Source organism: Lactiplantibacillus sp. ME-2, from assembly GCF_022549155.1.
In the GTDB taxonomy this organism is placed as follows: Bacteria; Bacillota; Bacilli; order Lactobacillales; family Lactobacillaceae; genus Lactiplantibacillus; species Lactiplantibacillus plantarum.
Window position 1 is genome coordinate 92,032 of sequence record NZ_JAKZEQ010000004.1, and the last position, 17,122, is coordinate 109,153.

Here is a 17,122-nt window from a genome sequence, read left to right on the forward strand (position 1 = left end):
GCTTTCAAGTCACAGTAAACTTCCGCTTCAACAGCCTGACAATTGCCGGTGTATCAACATTACAGGCCCTAAATCAGATAAATCTGTCTGAGTGCTGTTAAATGCATCAACCACCGCAAAAATTCATCAAACTTTAACAATTGTCGTGTTTTCTAGAACAACGAGAGTTGGTTTTCATCTGGCAAATCACTTAACACACCATTTTCAGTCATAAAGTCGATCAAACTCTTCGACACTTTTCCACGCTTAGACAGGTCTTCCTTCGACAGGAACGGCTTGTCCGCTCGGGCAGCAACGATTTGCTTGGCAACGTTCAACCCTAACCCCGGAACTGCTCGGAACGGCGCAATCAACGTATCACCATCGATCAGCCAATCCGAAGCATCAGATTTGTCAAGGTCGACCATGGAGAATTTAAAGCCCCGCTCCAACATTTCGTTGGCTAACTCTAAAACGGTCAGTAAGTTTTTCTCCTTGGCGCTAGCATCCATCCCTTTGTCAGTGATCGCCTTCATTGACGCTTTGACAGCATCTTTACCATGGGCCATCGCAACCAGGTCAAAGTCGTCAGCACGGACTGAGAAATAAGCCGTGTAATAAATCAACGGGAAGTACACTTTAAAGTAAGCCACCCGCAACGCCATTAAGATATAGGCTGCCGCATGGGCCCGCGGGAACATATACTTGATCTTTAGACAAGATTCAATGTACCAGTCGGGAACGTTGGCATCCTTCATTGCTTGTTGCCATTCATCCGGGATCCCCCGACCCTTCCGCACGTGTTCCATAATTTGGAAAGACATATCAGATTCCATGCCGTAGTGAATCAAGTCGGTCATGATGTTATCACGACAACCAATAACTTCGGCCAGCGTAACCGTGCCATCCTTGATCAATTCTTCAGCATTTCCTAACCACACGTCAGTCCCGTGTGAAAGTCCTGAAATCTGAAGTAATTCGTTAAACGTGGATGGGTGAGTCTCTTCGAGCATCCCACGGACAAACCGCGTCCCAAATTCTGGAATTCCCAGCGTCCCCGTTTTCGAGAAAATCTGGTCTTCTGTGACTCCTAAAACTTCAGGACTGGAGAAAATCTTCATGACGTGCGGATCAACTGGTGGAATACTCTCAGGTTGGACACCCGACAAATCTTGTAACATCCGAATCATCGTCGGATCATCATGTCCCAGAATATCAATTTTCAAAATATTATCATGAATCGAATGGAAATCAAAGTGGGTCGTTTGCCAGGCCGCACTCTGATCATCAGCCGGATACTGGACGGGCGTGAAATCATAAATATCCATGTAATCCGGCACAACGATAATACCGGCCGGATGTTGCCCAGTCGTCCGTTTGACGCCAGTCGTTCCCTTTGCTAATCGGTCAACTTCCGCCGAACGAAGTGTTTGATTCGTATCCCGTTCATACGCCTTGACATAACCATAACCAGTCTTATCAGCGACCGTTCCAATTGTCCCGGCTCGGTACACATTTTTCTCACCGAACAAAACTTTGGTGTAATTATGGGCAATGGGTTGGTAGTCCCCAGAGAAGTTCAAATCAATATCCGGCACCTTGTTCCCATAAAATCCTAAGAACGTTTCGAAGGGAATGTTTTGCCCATCACGCACCATGTCAGTCCCACATTCAGGGCAATCCTTAGGTGGTAAATCATAGCCCGATCCATACTCGTTATTCGTATAAAAGTGCGAGTACTGACAATTTGGACACCGATAATGCGGTGGCATCGGGTTCACTTCAGTAATCCCAGACAGCGTCGCTACGATACTCGAACCGACTGACCCCCGAGACCCAACCAAGTAACCATCTTTATTACTCTTAAATACTAGGCGTTGGGCAATTAAGTAAATGACCGAGAACCCGTTACCGATGATACTCTTGAGTTCTTTATCCACTCGTTTTTGGACGATTTCTGGCAACGGATTACCGTACCACGCATGGGCACGATCCATCGTCAGTTTTTCGATTTCCGCTTCGGCACCCTTCATCCGCGGAGTATACAACTTATCCTTGACTGGTCGCACGATTTCAAATTGGTCAGCAAGCGCGCGGGGCGTGTCAACCACGACCTCGTGTGCCGTCTCCGTACCTAAGAAATCGAAATCTTTAAGCATCTCATCCGTTGAGCGAAAATGCACGTCTGGCCGTTCAGTCCGATTTAACGGGTTACCGGGCTGTGAATGAATCAAAATCTTACGATAAATCTTATCCTTAGGATTCAGATAATGCACATCCCCCGTAGCAGCAACCGGGATATTCATCTCATGGCCTAATTCCACCATGTTGCTGATAATTTCTTCCAAATGATCCGTATCAGCAATCAAACCACTCTCGATCAGCGCCGAATATGCCGGTTTCGGTTGTACTTCCAGGAAGTCATAGTAGCCGGCCTTTTGTCGGGCCTCTTCCTTCCCCTTTTGCATCATTGCAGTAAAGACTTCACCACTAGAACAAGCTGAACCGACCAGGATGCCATCCCGATATTTGTTTAAAACACTGCGGGGTACACGGGGCACGCGGTAATAGTACTCAACATTCGACAAGGAAATAATTCGGAAGAGATTTTTCAACCCCGCTTGGGTTTGCGCATACAATGTCGCATGAAATGGCCGGGCATGGCGGTAAGCCGCATTTTCATTCATATGATCATTCAGCTGATCGTGGAATTGAACCTGATAACGGTCCTCCGCATCTTTCAAAAACAGGTGGTTCAAATGACCAGTCGTCTCAGCATCATAGATGGCGCGGTGATGGTGCTCCAAATTAACGTTGAATTTTTTGGCTAGGGTGTTTAAGCGGTACCCGCGTAAATTCGGATACAGCCACCGCGCCAGCGTCAACGTATCAATAATTGGATTTGTAATCGGCCCCATGTGATGCCGGGCATAGCCCGTATTCATAAAGCCAATATCAAAGGTGACGTTATGACCGACCACGATTGCATCACCATAAAATTCGCGGAAAAGTTTAAACACTTCTTCTTCCGATTTAGAGCCCCGCACCATATCATCGGTGATACTCGTCAAATTAGTGGTTGTTTCCGACAAGTGAAAACCAGGGTCAATAAATTCCTCAAACTGATCAACGACGTTCCCCTTGACCATCTTAACCGCTGACAATTCGATGACCCGGTCATAAATGGCGGACAACCCCGTTGTTTCAGTATCAAAAATAACATAGGTGGACTCTTTCAAATCAACGTGGGCGTCATTATAAGCAATCGGCACCCCGTCATCAACCATGTTGGCTTCGACACCGTATAAAATTTTGATGTTATTTTTTTCACCAGCCGCAAACGCTTCTGGGAACGCCTGCGCCCCCGAATGATCCGTAATCGCAATCGCCGGATGGCCCCATTTAGCAGCTTGTTTGACATAATCACTGACACTGTTGGTTGCATCCATCTGACTCATATTAGAATGCAAGTGCAATTCAACCCGCTTCTCATCTGCCGGCGCCGTGTCTTGCCGACTGGCATGCGACGTTTCGTTAATATCATACGCATTGATCGTTAAATCGCGCATAAAACTATCTTCCTGAACGGAACCACGTACACGTACCCACATTCCAGGCTTCAGTGCCGCGAATTGTGCTTCGTCATCAGCATTCCGTGAGAACTTCTTGACGACCATTGACGAACTATAGTCGGTCACCTTTAGAATCAATAACTGCCGTTGGGAACGCAACGTCCGCACTTCCATATCGAAGACATAGCCTTCCACGACGACCGACCGTTCTTCTTCAGTAATTTGGACCATCTGCTTAGCCGGCTCTTGCGGGTTGATCTGCTTGCCTAATTGGACAGGACCATCAATTGGTGCTGGTGCATCCGCCTGCTTTTGCCGTTTCTCATTAGCTTTTTTGATAGCCGCTTCCGCTTTTTGGGCCAATGCTTGATCAGACTTCGCTTTTTGTTCATGAAATTCCTTGATCTTCGCCTGTGAAGCACTCTCATCAATCATCGTGTGGACGGAGAACTTCGGGAAGCCCAAGCGATGATAGGTACTCTCAATCGGCCCTAATGCTTGGTTAGTTAGAAAATTTTGAATAACTTCATTTTCAGCCAACAAAATGACCCGACCATCTTCATAAGTCGGCACGTTGCTGTTACACAATGATTGGACCAGGGGCGACTTGATCCCACTGTGCTGAACGATCCATTCCCAGTATTCAGCTAGTTCACGACCATTGACCTCGGTATCATCAGTCACGATCGTAAAGGTCACGCGTGCAATTTCTTTAAAGGCGATTTGGAGTTTGTTTTGAAAAGTCATAAATTGTGTATAAGGTAAAACATGTTGGAAATGCAAATGAAATTCCCAAACCTTGGAAGCTTGATGAACGGTCAATTTATCGATCGCTGCTTCTGTAAATTCAGGACCCGTTGGCATTTCAATTTGTTCGAGTAACTTCTCGAACATTTCTTGTTGGTTTAAACTCACCAGTGGTCCTCCTTTTGTTGATTACAATCAGTTAGTAAGACACGCACCGTACTTGTTAATTTGCGCTTGCATATATATTAAAGCAAATCCAATCTTAAAATCAAAAGCTGCTAACCGTGACCCGCTAGAAACAGAATCCCGTTTCAACGATGACTTAGTCGCTAACAACTAACCCATCGCCAAGCAAGACTTTTAATATTAACTAGAACCTCAATTAAGTGCTCAGGGCCGCGGTCCACAGTTGGCACTACTTTGTCAGTTTGCTTAACCGACAGCGTGATGCCTCGGTGATTAACGGCATCTGAAATAATCTTCAGCGAACGCACAAATCGTTCACTTGAAACGTTACTATTTTATCACAGTCTGACCGTTGAGCCACGTGATTAATCGGCAAACAAAAATCACCCAGTCAACAGAATCCAACCAGGTGATTGTTGTTGGCGACTATCAACGGGTAGTTGCCATATTTTTATTAACTTAGTTTTGCAGCATTTTAATCGATATTCTTGAGCAGAACGGCCAAGTTGTTGGCGATTTCTTCCTGTTTAACTTCCAAAGTCTCACCAGTCTGGCGAAGCTTAATCTCGACGATTCCTTCGCTGGCCTTTTTCCCAATGGTAATCCGAGCAGGAATGCCCATTAAGTCGGAATCAGCAAACTTCACACCAGGACGTTCCTTCCGATCATCATACAAAACGTTGTACCCAGCGGCTTCTAATTGTGCTTCAACTTGGTCGGCAACCTCAACCTGGTCCGCTTTCTTCGGGTTAACCGGAATCACGTGCACATCAAATGGTGCAATTGCTTTTGGCCAAATCAACCCATTTTCATCAGCGCGTTGTTCAGCGATGGCAGACAACAACCGTGAGACACCAATCCCATAGCAGCCCATAATTACCGGAATATTACGTCCATTGGCATCCAAGACTTCTGCGTGCAAGTCTTTAGAATAACGGGTGCCAAGTTTGAAAATATGTCCAATTTCGATACCCTTGGTGAACTTCAAGACGCCCGCACCATCTGGTGATAACTCACCTTCCTGAACAAAGCGAATGTCAACGTAAGCTTCCGCGTGGAAATCACGTTCAGGGTTGACGTTCGTGAAGTGATGACCGTCTTCGTTAGCCCCGACCGTAATGTTGACCATGTCCTTCACATACTGGTCAGCGACAATTTTAACGTCATCATGAACGTTAACTGGGCCGAGTGAACCAAAGCTAGCGCCCAAATATTGTTGGGCTTGTTCTGGCGTAGCCATTTCCAAGAAATCCGCACCAAGGTAATTCTTCAACTTAACATCGTTGACTTCATGATCGCCACGAACCAGTGCCATTACTGGCTGATCGTCTGCAATAAACAGAATACTCTTAACCAGTTGGTCAGCACCAACTTTTAAAAACTCAGCCAGTTCGTCGATCGTGCCCACTTCGGGAGTATCGATCTTTTCCATATCCTTTAACGAAGCATGTGACTTCTTTGGGACGTATAAACTCCGAGCCATTTCAAGATTAGCCGCATAATCACTCGCATCCGAATAAACAATTGTATCTTCACCAACCGGTGCGATGGCCGAATATTCACGGGAATCCTTTCCACCCATCGCCCCACCATCACCGATGATTGAACGAAACTTCAAACCGACCCGCTCAAAAATATTCTGATAAGCTTGCGCCATATCTTGGAACGTGTCATCTAATGAGGCCTCATCCGCGTGAAATGAATAGGCATCCTTCATGATGAACTCACGCCCACGAAGTAATCCATAACGTGGCCGATCTTCATCACGATACTTAGCCTGGATTTGATACAAAGTCAATGGCAACCGTTTATACGATTTGATTTCATCGCGAACAATTGACGTAAATGTTTCTTCGTGCGTGGGGCCAAGGATAAATTCTCGGTCATGGCGGTTCTTCAGCTTGAATAGTTCTGGACCGTATGTCTCATAACGCCCAGTTGCTTTCCACAACTCAGCTGGAATGACTGCTGGTACCAGCATTTCCGCTGCATCAATTTTTTCCATTTCTTGCCGAATGATTTTTTCAATATTCGTCAATACGCGGTAAGCCAATGGCAAATAAGCGTACATTCCGGCTGAAATTTGTCGGATATAGCCCGCCCGTAACATCATTTGATGACTCAAGGCTTCGGCATCATTAGGCACTTCCTTGAGTGTTGGGATTAACAATTTCGACTGTTTCATCTACAAATCTTCTCCTTATTGTTCCAAATTAAATATCACTTAGAAGAAATATCGCTGAATATCATTCCAAGTTACTAGAATCATTAATAACATCAGGAGGCCAAAACCAATCAAGGTAATGACACTTTCCGTTTCCACCCGTAGTGGTTTACCCCGAATGCCTTCAACAATGTTTAATAATAGTTTACCACCATCAAGTGCTGGAATCGGTAATAAATTAACAATTCCAAGGTTGATCGACAGCACGGCGAGCAAATAGATCACCGTGCGCACCCCGGACTTAGCGGCTTGCGAGGTCGTGGCAAAGATTGCCACCGGCCCACCTAAATCGTTCAAACTGAACCCGTGAGTGACCATCCGACCAAGCACTTGAAAAATCTGTTTGGTAATTCCCCACGAACCAGTAAAGCCGTATGCTAACTTGGCCCCCAGACTCGTGTCGGTCTTAGTCGCCCATTGGACCCCGATTTGACCGATTCGATTACCAGAGACCGTCTTGGCAGCAGGGGTAACCGCAATTTTTTTAGTCTGACCGGCCCGGTTGATGGTCAAAGTCAACCGTTGCTTCGGGCTGTCTTGAATCAACAGCGAAATCGATTGGGCACTCGTCATTTTTTTACCGTTAACCGCCACGATTTGATCGCCCTTTTGAATACCGGCCGTACGGGCAACTGAGTCTGCTGTCGTCGCCGCTACGTGGGTCGTTGTACTCGTAACACCACCCTGCATAAAGGCAAGAATTGCAAATGTAATGATGGCCAAAATGAAGTTATTCATCGGTCCGGCAAAATTCGTCAACATTCGTTGCCATAACTTGGCCGATTGAAATTGGACGTCGACCGGTGCAATTTGAACTCCGGTACCATCGCTTTCAACGATCGTAGCGTCATGATCGACGGCGTAGTGTTTAACTTCACTTTCGTCCCCGTTCTCATAACCTTCGATCCAGAGTTCTTTTTCGAGATCAGTCGCCGTCACTGACAGTGGAATTCCATTGAACAACGTTGTCTTCTTACTAGCATTGATTGAATGAACAATCCCATCCGGACCAATTTGCAAACTAACTGGCGTTCCGGGCTTGAGTTCTTCATCTTCATCATCGGCCACACCGGCCATCCGTACGTAACCACCGATTGGCAGAAACCGTAACGTATAAGTTGTTGCATTACGACGAAACGCGACCGCCTTGGGCCCCATCCCGACAGAAAATTCACGCACTAGAATCCCAGCCTTTTTGGCAAAGTAAAAGTGCCCAAATTCATGGACGATGACCAAGATTCCGAAAACGATAATGAACGTAATAATTGTAACGATCAATTAAGCGCTCCTTTCTCCCGCGTTTCGGGTACTCAGCTTAAAAGAGGCCGAATAAATGTGCAATTGGAAAAACTAATAACATACTATCAAATCGATCTAGGATACCGCCATGTCCCGGCAAGATCTTACCAGAATCCTTAACACCATAGTAACGCTTCAACGCGGATTCTACTAAATCGCCAAACTGGCCAACTACTGATAAGACTAAAGTAATCAGTACCATACTGATGACGCTAGCATAGCCGACGTGAAACCCAATTGCAAAGGCACTGGCAACGATCACACCAATCACGCTACCCCCAATACAACCTTCCCATGTTTTATTGGGGCTGATCGGTGTGACTTTATGCCGACCCAGTTTGCGACCGACCATGTAAGCCCCACTATCTGTTAGCCAGACAATGAACATCAGGAAGAGTAGCATGTAGACACTGACACCCCGCGCAGCCGTGAAGTAGTTGAAACCCATCCCAATGTACAGGACGCCTAACGTCAACATTCCGGCATCATCAAATGAAAAGCGATTCCGTGACCACACAGTGTGTAACAGTAGCAAGATAACTAAGAAGTAAACCACGTACTCCTTGTTTAATTGGTCTGGTAAGCCATTGAACCAGTTATTCGGTGCAATTTGAATCATAACTGCAAGCATGCTTACGATTGCTTCAAATGAAATCAATAATTTTTTACGCATCACGAGTAACTCGCTCATCGCAACGGCCCCTAACAGCATGGCCACAATATCTAAGGTTACCCCGCCCACAAAAATGACTGGGATAAATAAAATTAACGCAACGACAGCCGTAATGACTCGTTGTCTCATACCAAAAACTCCCTTTTATTTATGATCCGACAACCCACCAAAGCGCCGATCACGGCTCTGAAAATCCGCGATACAGGCTTGAAGGGTCGCCGCTGTGAAATCCGGCCACTTCACATCAGTAAAGACCAGTTCACTGTAGGCAATCTGCCACATTAAGAAATTTGAAATGCGTTCTTCACCACTCGTGCGAATCAGCAAATCTGGATCATTGTATGGCGCAAGTGGTGCCGTCATCAGTGCTGCGTCGATGGTTGCATCATCGATATCACCAACCGCCAATTGACCATCTTGCACTTGCTGGGCAATTTTTTGCACCCCGGTCACGATTTCGGCCCGTGAACCATAGTTGAGAGCAAAGTTCAGCACCATCCCATCACAATCTTTGGTATCTGCAATCGCATTTTGGACTGCTTTTTGCGTTGCTTCTGGCAAGTGATCAACGTAGCCCATGACTTGCACCCGCACATTATTTTTTATCAAGTCCGGTACGAAAGTATCAAAGAAACTCACTGGCAGTTGCATGAGGTAATTAACCTCATCAGTTGGCCGCTTCCAATTTTCAGTTGAAAACGCGTAAAGCGTCAGGACTTTAACGCCCAAATCACTTGCGGCAATCGTAATCTTTTTGACCGTGTTCATACCTTCCTTATGGCCAGCAACCCGTGGTAAATGCCGTGCTTTGGCCCAACGCCCATTGCCATCCATAATAATGGCGACATGGGCTGGAATACGTTCAGGATCCAATTGCACGTCGGTGTTATCTGCAGGATCATTCTTATTAAAAAAAGCGAACAAGGCGCACCTCCATAAAAATAGCTTAACTATGCACTATTTTACCAAAAAAAGCACTAATTAACTATTCGTCAACAAAAAAAGGCTTGAATTTCTCCAAGCCTTAATAAATTGGTCGGTCATTAACCTTCCAAAATTTCTTTTTCTTTGTCCGCAACGATCGCGTCGACGTCCTTACCCGCTTGATCCGTTAACTTTTGGGCTTGGTCTTCTAACTGATGTAACTGGTCGTCAGTGAATTGACCATCTTTATGGCCCTTCTTCAAGGCTTCCATTGCATCACGACGCACGTTTCGAACGGCGACCTTGGCACGTTCACCTTCCGCCTTAACGTCCTTGGCAAGTTCTTTACGCCGTTCTTCCGTTAATTGTGGAATAACTAACCGAATCGCAGAACCGTCGTTAGCTGGGCTAATACCGAGGTCTGACGCTAAAATAGCCTTTTCGATTTCTTTAAGGGCACTCTTATCAAATGGGGTCACCATTAAGACCCGTGGTTCGGGTACCGTAATTGCCGCCATCTGATTAAGTGGTGTTTGCGCACCGTAATAATCTGCAGAAATCCGATTCAATAATGATGCGTTAGCCCGGCCAGCCCGAATATTACCGAGCTCGCGTTGTAAAGCGGCTTCCGCCTTCTTCATCCGTTCCTGTGCTTCTTTTAAAATTGGTTCTGTAATTGCCATATTATTTCCCCCTGACTGTTGTCCCGATGTGTTCACCGGCGACGACTTTCCGAATGTTTCCAGGTTCATTCAAGTTAAAGACCACGACAGGAATGTCATTATCCATCGATAAGGAACTTGCCGTAGTATCCATCACTTGTAACCCTTTGTTGATAATGTCGAGATGGGTAAGCGTATCAAATTTAACTGCACTAGCATCCTTGTTAGGATCAGCCGAGTAAACACCATCGACGCCATTTTTGGCCATCAAAATCGCATCCGCGTTAATTTCAGCGGCCCGTAATGCGGCGGTCGTATCCGTTGAGAAGTATGGACTCCCGGTACCACCGGCAAAAATAACGATCCGGCGTTTTTCAAGATGGCGCATTGCCTTCCGCCGAATGTATGGTTCCGCGATTTGTCGCATTTCAATGGATGTTTGAACCCGGGTCGGCACACCAATTGATTCGAGATTATCCTGGAGTGCCAAGGCATTCATAATCGTGGCTAACATGCCGATATAATCAGCTTGGGCCCGTTCCATACCCATCTGGGCACCAGCTTCGCCACGCCACATATTGCCACCGCCAACGACGATTGCAATTTGTACGCCCATGTCATAGACGTCCTTAAGTTCCTCTGCCACCGTTTTAATGACGGGGGGATTGATTCCAAAGCCCTTCTCACCAGCTAAGGCTTCCCCACTCAGTTTTAGGATTACACGCTTATATTTAACTTCCGACATCGTTTTGTCCTCCTCGAAATTATCTGTCTATCATTTTACCATATATTTCAATAAGCGTTTGGTATCAGCCGTAATCCGGCGCAAAAATTAACCGAATTCTCTTTTTAAAGCGGCTTCAACCCGTTACTTTACAAAAAGGGACTACGCCGAAAATTGCTTTCCGTCGTAATCCCCAATTAGCTAATCCCTTAGTCAGTAATTAGTCTTTAATTTGGTTCATAACTTCATCGATGAAGTTATCAGCCTTCTTTTCGATTCCTTCGCCAACTTCAAAACGAATGAATGAGCTAACCTTGCCACCCTTTGATTCGACAAAGTGCGCAACAGTTTGATCAGAATCCTTAACGAATTCTTGGTCATCCAAGCTAATTTCTGAAAGCCACTTGTTTAAACGGCCTTCAACCATCTTTTCAACGATCTTTTCAGGTTTACCTTCATTCAAGGCTTCCTTAACAAGCACGTCTTTTTCATGAGCTAACCGGTCAGCAGGAACTTGTTCACGGTTAACATACTCAGGATTGATAGCAGCGACGTGCATGGCAACGTCCTTAGCAGTAGCACTGTCAGCACCGTCTAAGACAACTAAGGCTGCAATTTGGCCACCGTTGTGGATGTATGAACCAAAACTTTGGTCAGCACCCTTTTCAACAACTTGGAAACGACGAAGACTGATCTTTTCACCAGTTACTTGAGTCGTTTCGATGACGTCATCTTTAACCGTCCCGTTAGCCGTCTTCAAAGCTAAGGCGTCGTCAACGGAAGCTGGTTCTTCTTCAGCGATCTTGTCGGCAACTTCAGTTACCAAGTTTTTGAACTTGTCAGTTGAAGCAACTGAATCAGTTTCACAGTTGATTTCAACAATGGCAGCTTTGTTGTCCTTGATTGCAACAGCAGCAATCCCTTCGGCAGCAACCCGGCCACTCTTCTTTTCGGCCTTAGCAACCCCTTTTTCACGTAAAACGTCAACGGCTTTTTCCATGTCGCCTTCAGTTTCAACTAACGCCTTTTTAGCGTCCATCATACCAACACCGGTTTTATCACGAAGTTCTTTAACTTGTGCTGCAGAAATCTTTGCCATAGTTTACTCTCCTTTGAGTATCTTGATTTTAGATAAAAAGCTGCCCGCAAAATCAGGCCGTAATGGTCCGCGATTTTTAGGCAGCCTAATTATTTCAATTAATTATTTGTCAGACTTGGCGTCGTTGTCGCCTTCAACAGCTTCAACGATGTCTTCCAATGAGTCAACGGACTTCTTAGCGTCCTTGTTGTCCTTGAAAGAATCTTCAGTAACATCTTCGTCTTCACCTTGACGACCTTCAATGACAGCATCAGCCATCTTAGAAGTGATCAAACGAACGGCACGGATTGCGTCATCGTTTGAAGGAATAATAACGTCGATGTCATCTGGATCAGTGTTCGTATCAACCATCGCAACGATCGGAATGTTCAACTTTTGAGCTTCCTTAACGGCGATTTGTTCCTTACGAGGATCAACGATGAAGATTACATCTGGAATCCGAGGCATGTCTTCGATACCGCCCAAGAACTTTTCAAGCTTGGCACGTTGCTTCATTAATAATGAAACTTCCTTCTTAGGTAACCGTTCGAAGGTGCCATCAGCTTCCATCTTCTTCAAGTCTTTAAGACGCTTGATCCGTGTTTGGATGGTGTTCCAGTTAGTCAAAGTCCCACCTAACCAACGATGGTTAACGTAGTATTGACCTGCACGGGTTGCTTCTTCTTCGATTGAATCTTGGGCTTGTTTCTTAGTCCCAACAAACAAGATAACACCATCATCAGCCGCAGCATCCTTAACGAAGTTGTAAGCTGAGTCGATCATCTTGACCGTCTTTTGTAAGTCAATGATGTAGATGCCGTTCCGTTCCGTAAAGATGTATGGTTTCATCTTTGGGTTCCAACGACGAGTTTGGTGACCGAAATGGACACCGGCTTCAAGCAATTGTTTCATAGAAATAACAGCCATAATAAATGTGCCTCCAAAAAATTTGTTTTATTCCTCCCCACCGTTCAACTAATCATGGCACTCTCCCGAGCACCGCCATGATTATCGCAGTAGGTGTGAATTGGTTTTAACACCGAAAATTAGTATACCGAAAATTACTAGTGCTTGCAAGCAATTTCATCAAGAATTTGTGAATTCCTGAAAGTGTGTTAAAATACAATCTCGCATAGGGGGCTCACTTAATAATGATAAAAGCCATCATTTTTGACCTTGACGATACGTTGTATGATCAAAAATCACCGTTCACTGCTGCCTTAACTAAAACTTTTAACCAGGCTTTGAGCAGCACTGAATTGGCACAAATTTTTAACCGGTTCCATGATTTTAATGACCGTACCTTTAACCAGGTCACTGATACAACTATGACGCTGGAAGCGTGGCAAACCGCCCGTATTCGACACGCGTTAGCACCCAGCAAAGTCCACATCAGCACTGATCGGGCTATCCAATTTGAAATGGCCTATCAGCAGGAACTAAATCAGATTTGCCTTTTCGATGGGCTGAGTGCGACGCTGACTAAACTCAGTCACGCTTTTAAAATTGGTATCATTACCAATGGGCCAGCGCCGATTCAGCATCAAAAGTTACATCAATTACAAATTGAACATTTCGTGCATCCGGATAACATCTTTATCTCAGAAGAATTGGGTATTGCTAAACCCGACCCATCAATCTTCACGACGTGGGCCCATCAGGTTGGCATCAAGGCCAACGAAGCCGTTTACGTTGGTGACAATGCAGCACTCGACATGACCAGTGCCAAACACGCTGGGTGGCAAACTTTTTGGTTTAATCACCGGCGCAATGACCAGGTGACACCGAGCGTAATTCCTGATCAAATCATCCAGAGTCCAGCGGAACTAAATGAACTATTGCTAGCACTTCTTCAAGCCGCCAGCGCTTCATAGACGCATACTGGCGTTAAAGCTACGAGCAACTTATGCTGGTAACAACCACGGTAAGTACGTGCTAGCAAGACCTTTACCTAGCAACACTTAATTGTGTTATCGCTAACAAAATCGCTCACTTGTGAAGCCCACAGCCGTGCAACCAGCTCGATTGTGGGCTTTTTGTTATGGATATAACAGCATTGAAAGTACGCTTGGGGTTAACGCTTCGAAAAGGCCCCATTAGATGAAAGTATAAAAAATGGCGTCACTCAGATGAGTGACGCCATTTTCAGTGATAATCGAGATTAGTCAAACTTAACTTGTGTGTCAGCTTTACCAGTTTCGATGAATTGTTTGTTACTGTTCATTGAAACGTGCACCATGTTGTGAACGGCAGTTTCAGTGTAGAAAGCCGTATGTGGTGTAATCAAAACATTGTCGCGGTTGAACAAGTTCATGAAGACCTTGTCATCAATCGTTTGACCTTCAAGGTCTTTGTTGAAGATCTTAGTTTCGTATTCATACGTATCAAGAGCGGCACCGGCAACTTTGCCACTGTCTAAGGCTTTGATCAAGTCTTCTGAATCGATGAGTGTCCCACGAGCAAAGTTCAAGATGTAGGCGCCATCTTTCATCTTGCTGAAGGCATCCGCATTCAACATGTGGTAGTTATCCTTCAATGCAGGAACGTGTAACGTGATAACATCAGCTTGGGCGTATAATTCGTCCAAGGTGTCAACGTACATGCCTTCCTTTTCAAGTTCAGCATTCCGGTAAACATCGTAACCGATAACCTTAGCGCCGAAGCCTTTGAAAATATCGATGGCAGCACGGCCAATCCGACCAGTACCGATAACACCAACAGTCATGGTGTTTAATTCCTTGGCAATATCTGGTGCCCAACGGAAGTCTTGCTTAGCTAACTTCTTGTTGAACAATGGGGTTTGACGTAATAATTGCATCAATTGCGTTACTGATAATTCAGCAATCGCATTTGGTGAGTATGCAGGTACGTTAGAAATGTTTAAGCCACGTGCTTTAACAGTAGGAACGTCCAAGTTATCAACACCAACGTTACGAAGAGAGATGTTCTTAACCCCTTCGTCGGCTAACTTGTTCAATACTTCAGCAGTATAGTCCTTTTGTTGGTATACATCGGCACCGTCGAAGCCTTTAGCTAAGTCAACGTTGTCTTCAGTAAGTAATTCTGGAACTAATTTAACTTCAACATCTGGGTTTTCTTTCATCCAAGTATCGAAGAATGGACGTTCGTCATCACGTACAGCATATGCAATAATTTTCATTACAAAAATTCCTCCTATATATTGATACAGTAAATATTATAACAGTAAATGCGAGAAATAGAATCATAAATTGTGAAAACTTCGCTAAATTTTTACATCGTGAGCTGACAAGTATTTTAGCTTGGCAGCTCGCGATTGGTGTTTGAAGGCATATTCAGCCTTTAACGCACTTGATTTGTCAGTGAAAGTTTCATGGTAAATTAATTGCAAAGGCCGCCGTGAGCTGACCCGCGTATATTTAGCCCCTTTGCCCGCATTGTGCGTTGCTAATCGTCGCTGCAAGTTATCCGTAAAACCACCATACAACGTTTGATCAGCACATAATAGGACATAAAAATAATATTTTTTAGTTGCCGTCGTGGACGCAGCCGGCTTACTTGTGCTTGCCATAGAGTAATGTGTGCACCTCTTCCCTGTATTCACCATCATCACGATAAACGACAAGCGGTGGCATGATTCGAACACCGTTGCGTTTCCCATCCTTGATCATTTCGATCAGAACCATGTTCGCTTCCCGTTGTGCTTTGGGATGGACGAACCGAATCCGTTTGGGTGCCAACCGATTGGTCGCCATGGTACTGAACAAGTCATCTAGTCGTTCAGGACGATGAACAAAATATGCTTTACCATTCATTTTTAACAAATCACTAGTTACCGCTAGGATCTGATCTAAATTAGCGGACAGTTCATGCCGTGCAATCGCCAAATGAGGATTTGGATTTTTAACGCTCTGCGGTCGATCTTTAAAATACGGTGGGTTACATAAGACTGTATCCACCGAATCTTTCGGTAGTTGGCGCGTAATTGCCAGTAAGTCTTCGTTCAGGACTGTCATTTGTTGGGTTAAATCGTTCAAAACAACACTGCGTTGAGCCATATCGGCCAACCGGGGCTGAATCTCGACCGCCGTAATATGGCCTTGAGTTTTAGCACTGGCGAATAGACCTACTGCGCCATTGCCAGCACAGAGATCCACGATCTGGCTCTTAACGCCCTTCGCAACCTGGGCAAAGTCACCCAACAGAACAGCATCCAGTGAGAACGCAAAGACTTGAGAACTTTGAATTATTTGGATATCTTGACTATATAATTGATCAATACGCTCATCGGCGTGTAACGTGACGTCTGCCATATTCGGCCACCTCTCCATTAAAATCATCGCACAGTTATCATACAATTAACTTGCAGAATTTGCCAAATTTCGTCATACTGTGAGCAGTTAGTAAACGAAAGGAAGATCGTGATGTTTTATTCTTTTATGCGCGGACTAGTCCGACTAATCATCACCATTATTAACGGTCGGCCGCACTATCAAGGACGGGAAAACTTGCCTGAGGGCGCCTACATCTTAGTTGGACCGCACCGGACGTGGTTTGATCCGTTGTACTATGCGTTGGCCGGCAGCCCAATGAAATTTAGCTTTATGGCCAAGGAAGAACTATTTAAGAATCCCGTCTTGCGGTTCATTCTCGTCCATGCGAACGCTTTTCCTGTCAATCGGCAACATCCAGGACCTTCAGCAATCAAGACTCCCGTCAAATTTTTGCGCAGCGGTAAGCTTTCATTAATCATGTTTCCATCGGGAACGCGCCACTCACAAGAACTTAAAGGCGGCGCAACCGTCATCGCAAAAATGGCCGGTGTTCCACTAGTCCCAACCGTTTACCAAGGTCCATTGACCTTCAAACAACTTTTTAGTCGTCAGCGGGTCACCGTCCGTTTTGGTAAACCGATTGATATTGATCGTAAGCTGAAACTAGATGATGCTGGTCAAAAACAAATTGAAACTAAAATGTTGCACGCTTTTGACGACTTGGATCGTCAAATCGACCCAACGTTCAAATACGTTGATCCTGCTACAACCCGTCAGAAACATTAAGTTCGATAATAAAAA

General features: G+C 45.2%; 14 protein-coding genes. 2 read left to right on the top strand and 12 right to left on the bottom strand.

Translation table 11 applies throughout. From position 1 onward, the window contains the following. Positions 1-152 precede the first annotated feature (152 nt). The 9 genes from MMY95_RS02535 to rpsB form a co-directional block, all read right to left on the bottom strand. Positions 153-4,466 (bottom strand): PolC-type DNA polymerase III, encoded by a 4,314-nt coding sequence (locus tag MMY95_RS02535; RefSeq protein ID WP_241277482.1) that lies wholly within the window; start codon positions 4,464-4,466, stop codon positions 153-155. Positions 4,467-4,959: 493 nt separating this feature from the next. Further along, on the bottom strand, positions 4,960-6,669 hold the full coding sequence (locus MMY95_RS02540) for a proline--tRNA ligase (protein WP_053267830.1): 1,710 nt from the start codon (positions 6,667-6,669) through the stop codon (positions 4,960-4,962). A gap of 39 nt (positions 6,670-6,708) precedes the next feature. Next, positions 6,709-7,986, bottom strand: coding sequence for an RIP metalloprotease RseP (rseP, locus tag MMY95_RS02545; protein WP_104795753.1), 1,278 nt, complete (start codon positions 7,984-7,986; stop codon positions 6,709-6,711). A gap of 37 nt (positions 7,987-8,023) precedes the next feature. Continuing rightward, the gene (locus MMY95_RS02550; protein ID WP_003640734.1) at positions 8,024-8,809 is read right to left on the bottom strand and encodes a phosphatidate cytidylyltransferase; all 786 of its coding nucleotides are present in this window, start codon (positions 8,807-8,809) and stop codon (positions 8,024-8,026) included. A gap of 15 nt (positions 8,810-8,824) precedes the next feature. Then, positions 8,825-9,604, bottom strand: coding sequence for an isoprenyl transferase (locus MMY95_RS02555; RefSeq protein WP_003640735.1), 780 nt, complete (start codon positions 9,602-9,604; stop codon positions 8,825-8,827). A 119-nt stretch (positions 9,605-9,723) separates the two neighbouring features. Next, entirely contained in the window at positions 9,724-10,287 is a 564-nt protein-coding gene (gene frr, locus MMY95_RS02560; RefSeq protein WP_003640736.1) for a ribosome recycling factor, read from the bottom strand. A 1-nt stretch (position 10,288) separates the two neighbouring features. Next, positions 10,289-11,011 carry a UMP kinase gene (gene pyrH, locus MMY95_RS02565; protein WP_003640737.1) on the bottom strand — a complete coding sequence of 241 codons (723 nt, stop codon included), beginning with the start codon at positions 11,009-11,011 and terminating at the stop codon, positions 10,289-10,291. A 199-nt stretch (positions 11,012-11,210) separates the two neighbouring features. Further along, positions 11,211-12,089 (bottom strand): translation elongation factor Ts, encoded by an 879-nt coding sequence (gene tsf / locus MMY95_RS02570; RefSeq protein WP_003644498.1) that lies wholly within the window; start codon positions 12,087-12,089, stop codon positions 11,211-11,213. Between the two features lie 102 nt (positions 12,090-12,191). Further along, complete coding sequence (gene rpsB / locus MMY95_RS02575; RefSeq protein WP_003640739.1) at positions 12,192-12,995, bottom strand: 30S ribosomal protein S2; 804 nt, start codon at positions 12,993-12,995, stop codon at positions 12,192-12,194. A gap of 224 nt (positions 12,996-13,219) precedes the next feature. On the opposite strand from rpsB, the gene MMY95_RS02580 reads away from it, so the two are divergent. Further along, on the top strand, positions 13,220-13,942 hold the full coding sequence (locus tag MMY95_RS02580; RefSeq protein WP_003640740.1) for an HAD family hydrolase: 723 nt from the start codon (positions 13,220-13,222) through the stop codon (positions 13,940-13,942). A gap of 287 nt (positions 13,943-14,229) precedes the next feature. Here the strand turns inward: MMY95_RS02580 and MMY95_RS02585 are convergent, their stop codons facing one another. The 3 genes from MMY95_RS02585 to MMY95_RS02595 all read right to left on the bottom strand — a co-directional run bounded on the left by MMY95_RS02585 (position 14,230) and on the right by MMY95_RS02595 (position 16,360). Further along, complete coding sequence (locus MMY95_RS02585) at positions 14,230-15,228, bottom strand: D-2-hydroxyacid dehydrogenase (RefSeq protein ID WP_003640741.1); 999 nt, start codon at positions 15,226-15,228, stop codon at positions 14,230-14,232. 84 nt (positions 15,229-15,312) lie between these two features. Then, entirely contained in the window at positions 15,313-15,618 is a 306-nt protein-coding gene (locus MMY95_RS02590) for a GIY-YIG nuclease family protein (RefSeq protein ID WP_053267827.1), read from the bottom strand. Next, positions 15,602-16,360: a tRNA1(Val) (adenine(37)-N6)-methyltransferase gene (locus MMY95_RS02595; RefSeq protein WP_015825656.1), complete on the bottom strand. Its 759-nt coding sequence runs from the start codon at positions 16,358-16,360 to the stop codon at positions 15,602-15,604. Before MMY95_RS02595 ends, MMY95_RS02590 begins: the two co-directional genes overlap by 17 nt. Before the next feature lie 111 nt (positions 16,361-16,471). Between MMY95_RS02595 and MMY95_RS02600 the strand changes: the two genes are divergently transcribed. Beyond that, complete coding sequence (locus tag MMY95_RS02600) at positions 16,472-17,107, top strand: 1-acyl-sn-glycerol-3-phosphate acyltransferase (protein WP_025015626.1); 636 nt, start codon at positions 16,472-16,474, stop codon at positions 17,105-17,107. The last annotated feature ends 15 nt before the right edge of the window (positions 17,108-17,122 follow it).